The sequence below is a fragment of the Blautia sp. AF34-10 genome (assembly GCF_003477865.1).
GTDB classification, from domain to species: domain Bacteria; phylum Bacillota; class Clostridia; order Lachnospirales; family Lachnospiraceae; genus Fusicatenibacter; species Fusicatenibacter saccharivorans.
The window spans coordinates 1-13,063 of record NZ_QUED01000039.1 but is presented as its reverse complement, the minus strand read 5'-3'; the positions used below and the strand labels follow the sequence as shown (position 1 = coordinate 13,063).

Sequence of the window (13,063 nt, the reverse complement as noted above, 5' to 3'; positions counted from 1 at the left end):
TTAGTTTTGTTGTATAGCATACGCAAAATAAGCATGACAAAAAAGCCCATATTGAAAATGGGAAAAATCTTTTTTGATTTCAATGCTTATCGAATACGCATGCTTATCGAATACGCATGCTATGTAACATAAACATTTCCCCCTTTTAATAATACTATACAAAAAAAGCGGCTAATTGTCAACATATACATATGAATTATTTTGGCTAACTGATTGAATTGTGTAGACATATCCAAGAAGAAAGGGGAACAGTAAAATGTAACAGGGTGAATAACTATGGCAAAAAGACCAGTACCGAAATACGATTTCAAGGCTTTTGGGGCAGCGATAAAGGCGGCGCGGACAGGGCGCAAGGAGAGCCGCAAGAAAGTGAGCGACGAAATGTTTATCTCGCCGCGCTACCTTGCGAACATTGAGAACAAGGGGCAGCACCCAAGTTTACAGATTTTCTTTGAGCTTATGCTCCGCTACAATATATCCGTAGACCAGTTTCTTTTGGAAACGCCGCCAGAGAAGAACACGCAGCGGCGGCAGCTTGACGCGCTTCTTGACGGTATGAGCGATACAGGCATACGGATTGTGAGCGCAACGGCAAAGGAGATAGCGGAAGTCGAAACAGAGGCAGATAAGAAGTGTCCGTCAGAATTGAATAAGGTTTAGAGAGCGTTGTAATCTTTTTTTGAGGATTGCAGCGTTTTTCTTTTGCGGAAGTTTGGCAAAACCGGGCATAGCTCCGTAGTAAGGCATAAGGGATAAAAACATTCGTAGCAAGCATAGGAAGCGGGTACCCACTTCCGTATTTTCCCCTCCCGCGCTGCGGCGCGTCGGTTGAAAATTGCTTGTTGGGAAGTGTCCCAAACCCTCGGAACGGAAAGGAAAGGAGCGAATACATGAACGGACGCAAAAGAACGGTGCAAATCAAATTCAGAGTGACGGAAGCGGAACGGGATTTAATACTGGAAAAAATGAAGCTCGTACCCACCCGGAACATGGCGGCATATCTGCGGAAGATTGCCATTGACGGGTATATCATTCAGATAGACCATGCCGATATAAAGGCAATGACCGCAGAGATACAGAAAATCGGTGTCAACGTCAACCAGATAGCACGCCGCGTAAACGCGACGGGGAACGCATACCAAGAGGACATAGAGGAAATAAAGGGGGTGCTTGCGGAGATATGGCGGTTACAAAGATTAAGCCTATTAAAAGCACTCTAAGCAAAGCCCTTGACTATATCGAAAACCCGGACAAGACGGACGGAAAAATGCTTGTGTCCTCTTTCGGCTGCTCCTATGAAACGGCAGATATTGAATTTGAATATACCTTGTCCCAAGCACTCCAAAAGGGGAACAATTTAGCCTTTCATCTGATACAGTCCTTTGAGCCGGGGGAAGTCGATTATCAGAAAGCCCATGAAATCGGAAAGCAGCTTGCCGACGCGGTAACAAAGGGGCAGCATGAATATGTACTCACGACGCACATTGACAAAGGACACGTCCACAATCACATTATTTTCTGCGCCGTAAATTTCGTAGACCACCGCAAATATAATTCCAACAAAAGGAGCTATTACGGCATACGGAACATGAGCGACAAGCTGTGTCGGGAAAATGGCTTGTCCGTCGTCGTTCCCGGCAAGGGCAGCAAGGGAAAGAGCTATGCGGAGTACCAGGCAGAAAAGACGGGTACAAGTTGGAAAGGCAAGCTAAAGATTGCCGTTGACGCGCTTATCCCCCAAGTTTCCAGTTTTGAGGAATTGTTGCAGCGGTTACAGGCGGCGGGCTATGAGATAAAGCCGGGGAAATATGTGTCATGCCGCGCCCCCGGACAGGAACGCTTCACCCGTCTTAAAACCCTCGGCGCGGATTATACAGAGGAAGCCATAAGGGAACGGATAGCGGGCAGACAGGCAAAGGCGGCGAAAGCCCCCAGAGAGCAGCGCGGCGTTTCGCTGCTTATCGACATTGAGAACAGTATCAAGGCGGCGCAGAGTAAGGGCTATGAACAGTGGCGAAAATCCACAATCTGAAACAGGCAGCAAAGACCATGAATTTCTTGACGGAACATAAGATTGAACAGTACGCGGATTTAGTCAGCCGGATTGAAGAAATGGCAGCGGAAAGCGGACAGGCGGCAGACGCATTGAAGGACGCGGAAAAGCGGCTTGCGGACATGGCGGTGCTTATCAAGAATGTTTCCACCTACCAAAAGACAAAGCCCGTCTATGACGCATACCGCAAGGCAAGGAACAGGGAGAAGTACCGCGCCGGACAGGAACAGGCGATTATCCTACATGAAGCCGCCGCAAGGTCGCTGAAAGCGGCGGGCATTGCAAAGCTCCCGAACCTTGCCGCGCTGCAATCGGAATATGAAGCCCTCCAAGCGCAGAAAGAAGCCCTTTATGCCGACTATGGGAAGCTGAAAAAGAAAGTCCGGGAATACGATATTATCAAGCAGAACATTGACAGCATTTTACAGGCAGACAGGCAGCCGGAACGGGAAAAGGGAACAGAGCGCGGATAAGGATAGCAAAATCCCCGCCGCTGTGCTATGATAGGGCTATCAAAAAGCAGAGGAGCGTTGAGCATGGAAAACCAGAAAATGCCGGAATATGAAACCATACGCGCCGCCGTTGCCGGGGAAAAATGGGCGGTGGAGAAAGTCGTGGAGTGCTACAAGGACGAAATCGACAGGCTATCGACGGTAGCGGTCAGACAGCCGGACGGAAGCACGAAACAGGAAATCAACGAAGATATGCGCCAGTCCATCACAAAGAAGCTGATAGAAGCCCTCCCGCAGTTCCCGCTTGAAGAAATGGAAAAGGGAAATGTCAGATAGGCAAAAAAAGAACAGGGCGCGGAAGCCAGTATATGACTTCCGCGCCCTGTCTTTTTATGGGTGCTGTTTTCGTGAATGTTACGCAGTAGAACGCCATTTTTGGGGGTAAAGGTATAAAGTATCGCCTATCCGATTTTCACGCCCGGAAAGCCCTGTAAATCAAGGGATTTTCCGCGCCTACTGCGTAACAGGGGCGCGTCTTTTCCTCATGCGCTCGGCGGCTTGTCTGCGGGTGATACGTTTCCGGCAGACGGGGCAGTATTTGACACTGTTAGAGGTTGACGCAAAGAACGCGCCGCACTCGGTACATTTCTTCTTATCCCCTGTCTGGTAAAGCTCCGCATAAAGCAGCCTGTCGGCGGGAAGCACCGCAACCCGGAACCACTTGCAGAGAAGCGAATAGGAAATGAGCTGCGGACATACGCACTCGTCCCCGTCGTCCAGTAAGATACAGTTCCCGTTATCATAATTGCAGCACGTCCGGCGCACAAGGGCGTTGACTTTCCGGCTCTGGGGCGGCGTCAGCCGCTTAACCCCGTTCATACTTCATCAGCGGCGTAAATGGGAAGCTCTGCAAATTCCGCTTCGGTCAAAGCGTCCACTTTGGAAAGGGTGCGCTTTGCAAGCTCCCGCATATCCGCGTCCATGTAGGGCAGCGCGGCGTTGACATTCTCAATCAAAGCCCGCTTGCCGCCCTCGTTGTAAATGCTCAAAAGGTTTGTTTCTTCAACAGTCAGTCTAATCATGCTCATACCTCCATATCGTGATTTTTTGTTTTTGCCGCCGCCTTTTTCGGGGCGGTCTTTGCCTTGTCTGCTTTAAGCTGCGCCCGGATAGAGGGGCGGGGCTTCCTTATCTCCCTGTCCCGGTTCTCCCCCTTGTCAATCAGCGCATACGTCCCATGTCTGCCCTCGATTTTGGAAAAGGAAAGGGTCTTGTAGGGCAGCATGGAGAAAAGGCGGTCAGTGTCCTTTGTGGCTGCAAGCCGCATGAACGCCGGGGAAAGCTCTGCCATGAAATGGGTCTTGTTCGGGCTGTTCGGCTCGTAATGCCGCTTCATTTCCCGCACAATGCGCCGCGCTTCCGTTTCAATCAGCCGTCCCGCAAAGCGGCAATATGCGCCTTGAAATCCCCCGGCGAAAGCTGCTCCCGGCTGCGCCGTTCTTCCTGTAAGAGCGATTGCAGCGCGTCCGGGTCGTTGGGTACGGCTTCAAAGCGTTCAAATTTCCCAAGCTGCGGGTCTGGGGTTCCGTCAAAATATCTCCCGGCTTCCTGTACCCTTTCCCCATGCTCATAAATCAGCTTCACCGTATCGGCGGGCAGCTCCTTTTCCTTGACGCGCTCATAATGTTTAGAGTAGTCCAGTTCGTACAGATTGCCCTTGATTTTCCCGCGCTCCTTTCCCGTCAGCTCGATTGCATAGGCAAGAACGCGGTCGCTTGTCTGCTCCATGTAGAAACGCCATGTGTTGTGGGGCGCGGTGTCTTTGAGGAAAACGTCGCGCTCCCGGAAACAGTGCGTCCCGGACGGGCGGCAGAACCACAAAAGTGTTTTGTCCTCCCTGTGGGGGCTTGCCGCCGCCTTTGCGATAATCTCTTTGTCAATGTCTAAGTCGCTCTGGTAAAAGCCTGTGTTCTGCTTCATAATCGCTTCAAGGGAAGCAAACAAATCCATGTTTTCAAATTTGCTCTGTTCCGGCATGGGTCAGCTCCTTTCCAAGTCCTGTGACTTCTGCTTTGCGTTTTTCTTCTGTGCCTTTTCCTTGTCGGCTCTAAGCTGCGCCCGGATAGAGGGTTTCTTTTCCGGCTTCGCTCCCTTGCCGCGCTCCTTGTCGGCTTTGACAGCGTTAGCCAGGTCAACAAGGGAAATCTGCTCGCCCGCCTTTACCTTTGCTTCCAGTTCGTCAACGGTGGGGGTGTTGTTGATGATACCGTCAATCATGTTCCCGTTCTGCTCTGTGGTCTGCTCGGCGGTTTTCAAGGGATTGTCCCGCTGCGCCTGTTCTGCGGCAACGGCAAACGCCCGCGTCCCATTCCCCATAATCAGATACTTTCCGTCGTCCGACTGGTGGTGAAAGCCATATCCGGCGGCTTCTATCTGCTCCCGGCTCATGGCGGTCACATGGAAAGTCCCCCTCGGTGTCTTGACAGTTTCGCCCGTTTCCAAGTCGTCCGGGGTAAGCTGCTTTTGCTCCTGTAAAAACTCCGGCACTTCCCGAAAACCTACACTGTCAACGAAATGCGCCGCGTCCTGTCCGTCCTGATGAAGCACTACCACGTCGGAAACGGAAAGGCTGTGTCCCTTAAAATCTTTGGGGTGGTCGATATTGAAACAGGTGTAAATATCTTCAAGGGAAGTTTCCGGCGCAAGGGGCGCGGAATAGACAAGCTCATAGTTCGCCCTGTCAACCACATTTCCCGCCGCCTGCAGGCGGTCGTATGGCTCAAAGCGGAAATCCCTTGTTTCGTCCCCGCCCTTTATCTGGTAAATGGAAAAGGTGTCTTTGTCCTGTCCGGCGGTCTGCGCCGTTTCCTGTGCCTTTGCGTAAAGCTGCTTCACGTCGCCCTCGGTCAGCTCGCCGCTTTTGAGCTGCCCCATAAGCTCGCGGCATTTCTCCGGCGTTCCCGTATAAAGCACGTCGCCCATTTTCGCCCGCCCGTTCTCCTGTGTCACATAGGCTTGCAAGAGGTAGCTGTTTTCCCGGCTGTCGCTGTAAGGGTTCCGGCGCACTCTGTAAATCGTTTCCGGGGTAAAGGCTTCTTTCGGGCTGCGCCCGCTTTTTCCTGTGCGCCGGATTTTCCCGGTGCGGCTGCTTCCGGATCCGGCTTCTCCGGCGCGGCTTCCTGTCCCTCTCTGGTGGGCTGCTCCTGTCCGGCGGTCTGCTCCTTGTCCTGTGCCTTTTGCAGCTCCGCTAAGTTCTCGTCTATGGAATTGATAATCTCGGCGGCTGCGCTGCGTATCGTTTCAGGGAGCTTTTCAGCTCGGACAGCTCCCGCCCGCTGCTCCACCCGGCGACATAGCCGAAAGAGTAGTCCGACGTGTCAAGCCCGTAATGTTGGCAGACAGTATAGGCGACGCTTTCCGCTTCGACTTCGCGGGTGCGGCGGTCAACGTGGGGCTGCTGCTCGTCCTTTGGCGCGTTGAGGTCAATGTCGTGCAGCTTCGCATGGGCGATTTCGTGAATAGCGGTCTTTAAGGTCTGTAATTCGCTCATGCCCTCGTTGATAGCAATGCGCTTGTCCTCCAAGTGGTAGTAGCCATGAGAGCCGCCCTCGATATTCTCAAAGGCGATAGGAACGGGGGAAGTCTTTTCAAGGGCTGCGAAAAAATCCTTGTAGCGGTCAACGTCGCCTGTCAGCTCGTCAACCGCAATGTCCGGCAGCTCCTTTCCCTCGGTCTGGGAAACGTCAAAGACGGATACCACCTTGTAGGCGGGTATGGTGACTTCCTTTTCCTCGGTGACGGGCTTCCCGTCCTTGCCGATAACGGGCTTCTGCGTGTGCGGGTCGATTTTCTGCATTTCCTGTTTGATTTTATAGGGTGACGGAGCAATGATTTTAATTCCCTTTTGCCCTTTCATCACGTTTCGTTCAAAGTTGTTCTTCCAAGCGGAAAAGCCCGCCACAAGGGAAGCGTCCGGCTTCTGCATGGCGATAAGGACGGTGTTTCGGAAGCTGTAATTATGGAATTTTGACATGACTTTCAGATATTCCCGGTAACGCTCGCTGTCAAAGAGTTCCGCAATACCCTGTTCCAGACGGTCGGTAATCTCTTTGAGCTTTTCGGCGGGCTTCTCGCTCGTCAGCACGATAGGGATAACCGGGCGCGGCTCCTGTGGCTGCTCTGCGGTCTGCGCCGTTCTCTGCCCCGGCGCGGCTGCGTCCATTTCTACCTTTGACGGGTCGGGTCTTTCCGGCTGCGGGGGCTGCGGCGTTACCCGGTATTCCTCCGGCACGTCGCGCCCGTCGTACCATTCTGTAAAGGTGTTGCGGTTGTTGTAGATATAGCCCTTTTCGGTAAACATACCGTCGTCGTTAATGGAAGCGTCCCGCCCGTATTCCTCATACATGAAATACTTTTTCGCTTCTTCGGGAAGTTCCGGTTCTTCCAGTTCATCAACCAGATAACGCCCGTATTCTTCTTCATTGTGGACGGACGGATAAATCCAGTAGCAGTCAAGGTTCTGTGCAAGGTTGATAATGTCCTGTAAGCTGTCGGCATGGTCGCCGTATTCAATGGCTGCAATGAATTTCTCCCGGTCGTCGTCAAACTGCATTTCCAAGAGCTTCCCTAAATAGTTCAGCTCGTCGGGGTGGGAATACTCGCTTAAATGCTCCGTCAAGCCGGGGATAGTGGATTGAAATTCTGTGAAATGCCATTCCTCATAGTGCTTGAAGTCAATCCCGATACGGTCAAAGACTTCTTTCAGATGTTCGGCAGTCGTGGGGAATGTCACCCATTCGCCCGCGGGTCTGCCCTCGGTGTACTTCCCAAGATTGGAAAGATAGCCGCTTAAAATCGGTTCTGCCATTTGTTCGCTCCTTTCTTTTTCAATCATGCGGTGCATAAGCTCAAAATCCTCAATGCTCATGCTCCCGTCAAATACATAGGGGTTAAAATCCTCCCCGTCCCGGTAGGGCTTTTCGGAAAAGGGAAGCCCCGCTTCATGGGCGGCTGCCCTCGCTTCCTCGATAACCTCCGGGGGAAGCCTGTCGTCATGCGCTCCGATAAAACCGTCAATGTCGTTCATGCTGTTTTCGTAGTGGTAACGCACTCCGGCGGTCAGCTCGTCAAGGCTCATGTCCTCGCCTAAATGCCCGCAATAGTAGCCGTTTAAGATAACGGCGGCGGGGTCAATGCTTTTTATTTCCTCTAACCGGCTCCTGTCCTCCGGGTAGAGCGTATCGTCCATATCAAGATGAAAATATTCCGCGTTCCATGAACGCCCCTGTTTCCAGAACGCCACCCATGCGATACCGTCCCTAAGCTCGTCTTGATAGTCCTTTACGGTGTCCCGTAAACTTGCCATAGTGAAAAACCTCCTTTCTCTGCGGCAGCGTCATAAGCTGCATTTTTTGGCTGCATGGTCTACTACGGGTACGCCCGCATTTCTGCCAAATATTTTTGAAAATTTTTAGAGGGTGAAGCCCTCCGCAAAAGAGGGTTTGGGAAACTTCCCAACAAGCAAAATCCCCGTCCGGCGCGTCAGCGTCGCAACGGGGATTTACGGAAGTGGGTACCCGCTTCCTATGCTTGCTATTCAAGTTTTTAGTTCTTCTGCACTTCGATACGGTAGTTGACGTATTTCCCGCCAGTGTCAGCCAGAACGATAGTTCCGTCGTAGGTCTTGCCTGTTTTCGGGGAGTAGAGCTTCTTCACATTCGCCTTGCCGGATTTAAGGAGCGCGGCGGCAATCTTCGCGGAAAAAGCGGTCTTGCGTTCCTCGAAAAAGCGGTCATTCTTCCACATGACAAAGGCACATTCTTTGTTGCTGCAATAATAGTTTTTCTTCCCCTCATGGACGGGGGAACCGCAACGGGGGCATTTGCCGACAGAGGGCTTTTCCTCCCGGAACAAATCCTTTTTCCCGTCCAGTGCTGCGGCGTGTGTCTGCACAAGCTCCCGCGCCATAGCTTCAATGCCGGACAGAAATTCGCCGGGGTCTGCGGCTCCCTTTGCTATCTGCGTCAGATTGTTTTCCCATTCTGCGGTAAGCTGTGGGGAAGTGAGTATATCCGGCAGAATACAGATAAGGCTGTTCCCGTTTTTGGTAGGGATAAGCTGCTTCCCCTTGCGCTCCGCAAAGCCGCCCTTTACCAGTTTTTCAATGACGGCGGCGCGGGTGGCGGGAGTGCCAAGCCCCCGGCGTTCCGCGTCCGGGTCGGTGTCCCCGTTCCCGGCGCGTTCCATAGCCGACAAAAGGCTTGCTTCGCTGTGGGGCTTCGGCGGCGTTGTGGTATGCTCCGTTACTTTTGCGGCGGGGTTAGGAAAGCCCTGTCCCTCGGAAAGCTTCGGCAGCGTCACGTCTGCATTTTCCCCGTCCTCCGCTTCGGGCTTATCTTTCAGCGTCGCCCGGTATCTGCGTTGAAGCTCTTTCCAACCCTCCGCAAGTACGGTCTTTCCCCTTGCGGTGAAGTCTGTCCCGGCGCATGAGAAAACCGCCGTAACCGCTTCATAAATATGCGGCTCGGCGGTGGCAAAAAGCAGACGCGCCCCCGCAAGGGTAAGGATATTCTTCTCGCTTTCCGGCAGCGCGTCCGGGTCAGCCTTTGCAAGCTCCATAGTGGGAATGATTGCGTGGTGGTCTGATACTTTTTTACTGTCTAATACCTTTACAACCTCCGGCGTGAAGTCCGCGCCCGCCATAAAGGGGAGTTTTTCGCAAAGCAGCGCGATAATGCCCGCTGCGGTGCCGCCCATGAACCGGACAGGGAAAATGAAGTGTTCCTCGTCAATTACAACGAATGGCGTGAGGTCAGTACGCTTGACTTGGAACAGAATTATTTTGCTATTGACGATCCGTATGCGGATGGGGATTTCAGACTTTTGCATTTGCAGAACCAGATCAAGGACATCACGCCTGCAGGAGTGCATTACGATACCTATGAGGAAGCTGAAGATGCCCTTTATGAAGCAGAGCGGGAAATGGCGAATATGCCTTTCAACAAGGAAAATAACATCGGTTCCTATATGGTAAACGGAAGGGCACAGCTTGAGCGCATCATGGAAGCAAGACAGCTTCAGAAGCATATGGATATTGATAATGACAAGGTATCCTACTATGTCATTGCCGATTTAAGCACATGGGCAGAGAACAGCCCGGAAAGGAGCAAGCTGGAGCGTTTTGACAGCATTTCTGAAGCAATGGAAGCATTTCAGGCGTATCGTGGCAAAGATGTACAGTACAGCGATGACAAGGCAAGGACAACATTTGGTGTCAGTGTGCATGGCATTGAATTTGATGTGATCCATGTAAGGAATAACGAAAACGTCCTTTCTCTTGATTTTACCCACAGCAGTGAAGCAAAGGAAAGTAAGCACTTCATGGACGATTTGCAGACGTTGAGTGACAGCATCGGCATCGACAAGGTAAGAGTCCACCGGGATATGACACCGGAGGAAGTGAAAGACTTTGTGAAGCGGCGTTTTGAACATCAGTTGAAACAGGGCGGTCTTGATGATATTTCCCTTTATATGAGCCGGTTCGATACGCTCTATGAACAGGGCAAGATGGAGAAGTTAATGCCTACTGCCAACCAGAAGCACATCGAAGAAAATGTACCAATTACGGAGTGGGACAATCCGTATTTTGAGGTAAAAGAGCCGGAGCAGATGGCATTTTCCATAAAAGATAAATTTGTCAGCATACAGACCTGTACGGAGGGATATGATTATTCCGTTTTTGATGCGGATTATAAGCTGGTTGACGGTGGTGTGTATGACAATCCTGATATTTCCATTCATGCGGCGTTAAAGGACGTTCTGGAGGACTTTGGACTGTCAGAACAGGATAAGCGTAATCCGGTGGATTATGAGGAGCTTATGGAAAAAACAGAAGCGGTGGAGCGAGAACAGTTAAGCAAGCGTATCTGGGCGGAAGTGCCTGAAGCAGACAGTGTTGTTGCTGATTTCAAGGCAAAGACAGAGGAATTATTTAACGGAATCAACGGACAGACACAGGACGATATAGAGCAGACTGTATGGGCATATCTGCAATCCAAGATTGACGAGTATGAGATAGATGTTGAGCTTGTGGATGTGGTAGTGTCCGGAAGCAGATGCAGAGGACTGGAGAAAGCAGGCTCCGATCTGGATGTGGTTGTGGAGTATAAGGGCAGGGAGCATGAAGATACTCTGTTCAATGCCTTTAATGAGGACGGTCTTATGATCGGCGGCATAAAGGTTGACATCAATCCTATCACAGAGGGCAAGACAGGAACACTTGCAACTTATCTTCCGGGAGTGGAGAGCTATCTTGCAGAGAAACAGGCAATGCAGAAAGCGCCTGCTGTGGAAGCCATACCGGAGAAAACCGTTACCTTAACGGTTGCAGAATGCGGCGAATTTCATAGCCTGGGAGAGTTCCATGAGAATATCGCAGGCGTGGAGGAAGCAATCGCTGTCTGGAAAAGCATACCGCCGGAGCGCATGAACGGGATTCCGAGTATCGGAATCAACATACACACCGAGGGAACTGAGAGTTATGAGGACGTGGAAATGGATATTCTTTCCGGCAAGGTCATTGACCTGGAGGTCTTGGATTATGTACCGGACATAACAGACGATCCGAAAGCAATTGAGGTCATAGCAGAGCTGATTGATAAGTTACCGGACATTGAGGTGCGTGGTTCACTGGAGAAGTGGCAGGCGGCTATCCTTGCTTCGGAGATAGACCAGTTTTCCTACGATTATGACACTTATCAGTATCGGGATACGGTTGAGGACAGGGAAGCACAGGTTGCTAACATCACTGAGGACATCAGAAACGGAAATACTGGATATCTGAATGACTTTCTCAATGCGGTCATTTCTGAAGGCGTCAGAGAGGGCATTACGGACATTTTCGGACAGGGTGTGGAGATTGATGACAGCGAAGCGGTTCAGACTGCGAGAAGGGCAAAGGAGCTACTTGACAAGCTGGCAGAATACAAGCCGCTTGCAAAGATTGAGGAGCTTGAAGAACAGAATTACAACATGATTGATAATGTTCTGAATAATGGAGCCGAGAAAAAGGAACAGGAGCAGACCAAAGGCAGAATTTCCATTAAGGAGAAGCTGGCAGAGAAAAAGGCGGTCATAAAGCAGAGGGATAAGGCGGAACGTACTTCACCGGAAAAGGAAACTGACAAAAAAACACAGAGGGAGATGTAAGAAGATGAGTAAATTCACAGTAGAAGAAATCAATTTTATGTGTGTGTTTGAGACACAGGATAGGTCGGATATGATTGGGCAGATCAGACAGGTCATGCCGCACATAAAGGACAGCGATATGGAGGAGCTTGGAGAGCAGGTGTTAGGTAAGCTCCAGAGCATGACCGATGAAGGATTTGCAGAGGTAGTGTTGGAATCAGTAGAGTAAATTTGAGATGGTGGGTAGTCGGCTGTGTGCTGGCTACCTGCTTTTTATTTTTATGATATTTTTATGTATACAATCCGATTGAGAAATTGTCTTTGAAAGGGTACAATTATAATGTATGTATAGTGCAGTTGAAAATGACACACAGTGTGTTCCGGTTTGTAATAGGTGGCGTTTAAAAGCCGAATACCATGTGGAAAGGAGTGGAAATAGTATGCCTAGAGGAAGAATACTGGAGCTAAAAAATAATTATGGAATAATTGATACAGACGCATATAAAGTTGAACATGAATGGATACCGTTTAGAATAGAAAAATCTATGTTGGAAGAAAAAGAAGGAAAACAATATATTAAATACACAGATGAGGTTGAGTTTTCCTTAAGTCAAAGGCAGGGAGTAAGAGACCGAGATATTAAAGAAGCCACAGATATTAGGTTTATAGGAGATGAATGGAAATATCAAGAACGAATTATTGAGAATAATGCCATTCAAAATATTAGAAAAAGGTTAAGGGAATACAATTTCTATTATCCGATATTGGATGATAAGGAATTTGTCGATTGGCTTGAAGGTAATAACTTTCAACCAAGAATGTTGGAATACTTATCGCCGGGAATATTTACTTGCAAAGAAATCATAAAAATGCAAGCAGGAAGCATATTGACCTTGATTGTATTGATGCTAAGTTTAAAATAGGTTTGCTTTTTGTAATAGATAGAATAGATATTGAGTTTAGGAAAAACATTTTGTCATGGATTACTGGCATAGAAAATGCTTATAAAACATATTTCAATAGAATAAGGATTGCTGATGACGGACATGATGTAGGAGCAGAAGTAATATCAGAATGGGTAGCCAAGAAACCTAAAATTGCGAAGTTGATTAAGCGGGCAAGAGATAAAAGAAGATACAGGGGCAGCTCGGATGAGTTTGACTACTTAACGGGTGAGAATGCTGTGCCATTGTTGGATTTGATGGAACAGTTAGAGTTAAACGAGTTGTCAGAACTTATAACTATTTTTTATGATGTTTATTCGTAAACGGTAGAATACGAGCACCTTGACAAATAGCAGACCGCTTTTGCGGTCTGTTTATTTTCCGCTGGCTTTTTGCGGCTTTCTAATGTTTTCGGGCAACATATCTGA

The 13,063-nt window shown here is 49.8% G+C and carries 9 protein-coding genes and 4 pseudogenes; 8 read left to right on the top strand and 5 right to left on the bottom strand.

The window, feature by feature from the left end:
* Positions 1–276: 276 nt before the first annotated feature.
* The 4 genes and pseudogenes from DWZ60_RS15930 to DWZ60_RS15915 all read left to right on the top strand — a co-directional run bounded on the left by DWZ60_RS15930 (position 277) and on the right by DWZ60_RS15915 (position 2,841).
* Positions 277–660: a helix-turn-helix transcriptional regulator gene (locus tag DWZ60_RS15930; protein WP_119222082.1), complete on the top strand. Its 384-nt coding sequence runs from the start codon at positions 277–279 to the stop codon at positions 658–660.
* A gap of 230 nt (positions 661–890) precedes the next feature.
* On the top strand, positions 891–1,220 hold the full coding sequence (locus DWZ60_RS15925; protein WP_002585086.1) for a plasmid mobilization protein: 330 nt from the start codon (positions 891–893) through the stop codon (positions 1,218–1,220).
* A pseudogene (locus DWZ60_RS15920) lies at positions 1,181–2,526 on the top strand (relaxase/mobilization nuclease domain-containing protein). Before DWZ60_RS15925 ends, DWZ60_RS15920 begins: the two are co-directional and overlap by 40 nt.
* A 63-nt stretch (positions 2,527–2,589) precedes the next feature.
* On the top strand, positions 2,590–2,841 hold the full coding sequence (locus DWZ60_RS15915; protein ID WP_002585088.1) for a helix-turn-helix domain-containing protein: 252 nt from the start codon (positions 2,590–2,592) through the stop codon (positions 2,839–2,841).
* Positions 2,842–3,018: 177 nt separating this feature from the next.
* Here DWZ60_RS15915 and DWZ60_RS15910 read toward each other — a convergent pair whose 3' ends face one another.
* The 5 genes and pseudogenes from DWZ60_RS15910 to DWZ60_RS15890 form a co-directional block, all read right to left on the bottom strand.
* Positions 3,019–3,384 (bottom strand): cysteine-rich VLP domain-containing protein, encoded by a 366-nt coding sequence (locus DWZ60_RS15910; protein ID WP_002585089.1) that lies wholly within the window; start codon positions 3,382–3,384, stop codon positions 3,019–3,021.
* On the bottom strand, positions 3,381–3,593 hold the full coding sequence (locus DWZ60_RS15905) for a transposon-transfer assisting family protein (protein WP_004607965.1): 213 nt from the start codon (positions 3,591–3,593) through the stop codon (positions 3,381–3,383). The genes DWZ60_RS15910 and DWZ60_RS15905 overlap by 4 nt, the downstream gene beginning before the upstream one ends.
* A pseudogene (locus DWZ60_RS15900) lies at positions 3,590–4,542 on the bottom strand (hypothetical protein). Before DWZ60_RS15900 ends, DWZ60_RS15905 begins: the two are co-directional and overlap by 4 nt.
* Before the next feature lie 3 nt (positions 4,543–4,545).
* Positions 4,546–7,870 (bottom strand): annotated as a pseudogene (locus tag DWZ60_RS15895) (antirestriction protein ArdA).
* 239 nt (positions 7,871–8,109) lie between these two features.
* Positions 8,110–9,261 (bottom strand): annotated as a pseudogene (locus DWZ60_RS15890) (DNA topoisomerase); the annotation flags it as partial.
* Between the two features lie 21 nt (positions 9,262–9,282).
* On the opposite strand from DWZ60_RS15890, the gene DWZ60_RS15885 reads away from it, so the two are divergent.
* The 4 genes from DWZ60_RS15885 to DWZ60_RS15870 all read left to right on the top strand — a co-directional run bounded on the left by DWZ60_RS15885 (position 9,283) and on the right by DWZ60_RS15870 (position 12,958).
* Entirely contained in the window at positions 9,283–11,712 is a 2,430-nt protein-coding gene (locus DWZ60_RS15885) for an LPD16 domain-containing protein (protein ID WP_243038370.1), read from the top strand.
* 4 nt (positions 11,713–11,716) lie between these two features.
* Positions 11,717–11,920 carry a transposon-transfer assisting family protein gene (locus DWZ60_RS15880; protein WP_119222080.1) on the top strand — a complete coding sequence of 68 codons (204 nt, stop codon included), beginning with the start codon at positions 11,717–11,719 and terminating at the stop codon, positions 11,918–11,920.
* A gap of 211 nt (positions 11,921–12,131) precedes the next feature.
* Positions 12,132–12,614, top strand: a complete 483-nt coding sequence (locus tag DWZ60_RS15875; RefSeq protein WP_119222078.1) for a hypothetical protein — start codon at positions 12,132–12,134, stop codon at positions 12,612–12,614.
* Entirely contained in the window at positions 12,542–12,958 is a 417-nt protein-coding gene (locus DWZ60_RS15870; RefSeq protein ID WP_147397765.1) for a hypothetical protein, read from the top strand. Before DWZ60_RS15875 ends, DWZ60_RS15870 begins: the two co-directional genes overlap by 73 nt.
* Positions 12,959–13,063: the final 105 nt, after the last annotated feature.

Bases quoted from the DNA above. Each gene is read 5' to 3' on its own strand.
- DWZ60_RS15930 (WP_119222082.1), top strand. From the start codon at position 277: ATGGCAAAAAGACCAGTACCGAAATACGATTTCAAGGCTTTTGGGGCA.
- DWZ60_RS15925 (WP_002585086.1), top strand. From the start codon at position 891: ATGAACGGACGCAAAAGAACGGTGCAAATCAAATTCAGAGTGACGGAA.
- DWZ60_RS15915 (WP_002585088.1), top strand. From the start codon at position 2,590: ATGGAAAACCAGAAAATGCCGGAATATGAAACCATACGCGCCGCCGTT.
- DWZ60_RS15910 (WP_002585089.1), bottom strand. From the start codon at position 3,384: ATGAACGGGGTTAAGCGGCTGACGCCGCCCCAGAGCCGGAAAGTCAAC.
- DWZ60_RS15905 (WP_004607965.1), bottom strand. From the start codon at position 3,593: ATGAGCATGATTAGACTGACTGTTGAAGAAACAAACCTTTTGAGCATT.
- DWZ60_RS15880 (WP_119222080.1), top strand. From the start codon at position 11,717: ATGAGTAAATTCACAGTAGAAGAAATCAATTTTATGTGTGTGTTTGAG.
- DWZ60_RS15875 (WP_119222078.1), top strand. From the start codon at position 12,132: ATGCCTAGAGGAAGAATACTGGAGCTAAAAAATAATTATGGAATAATT.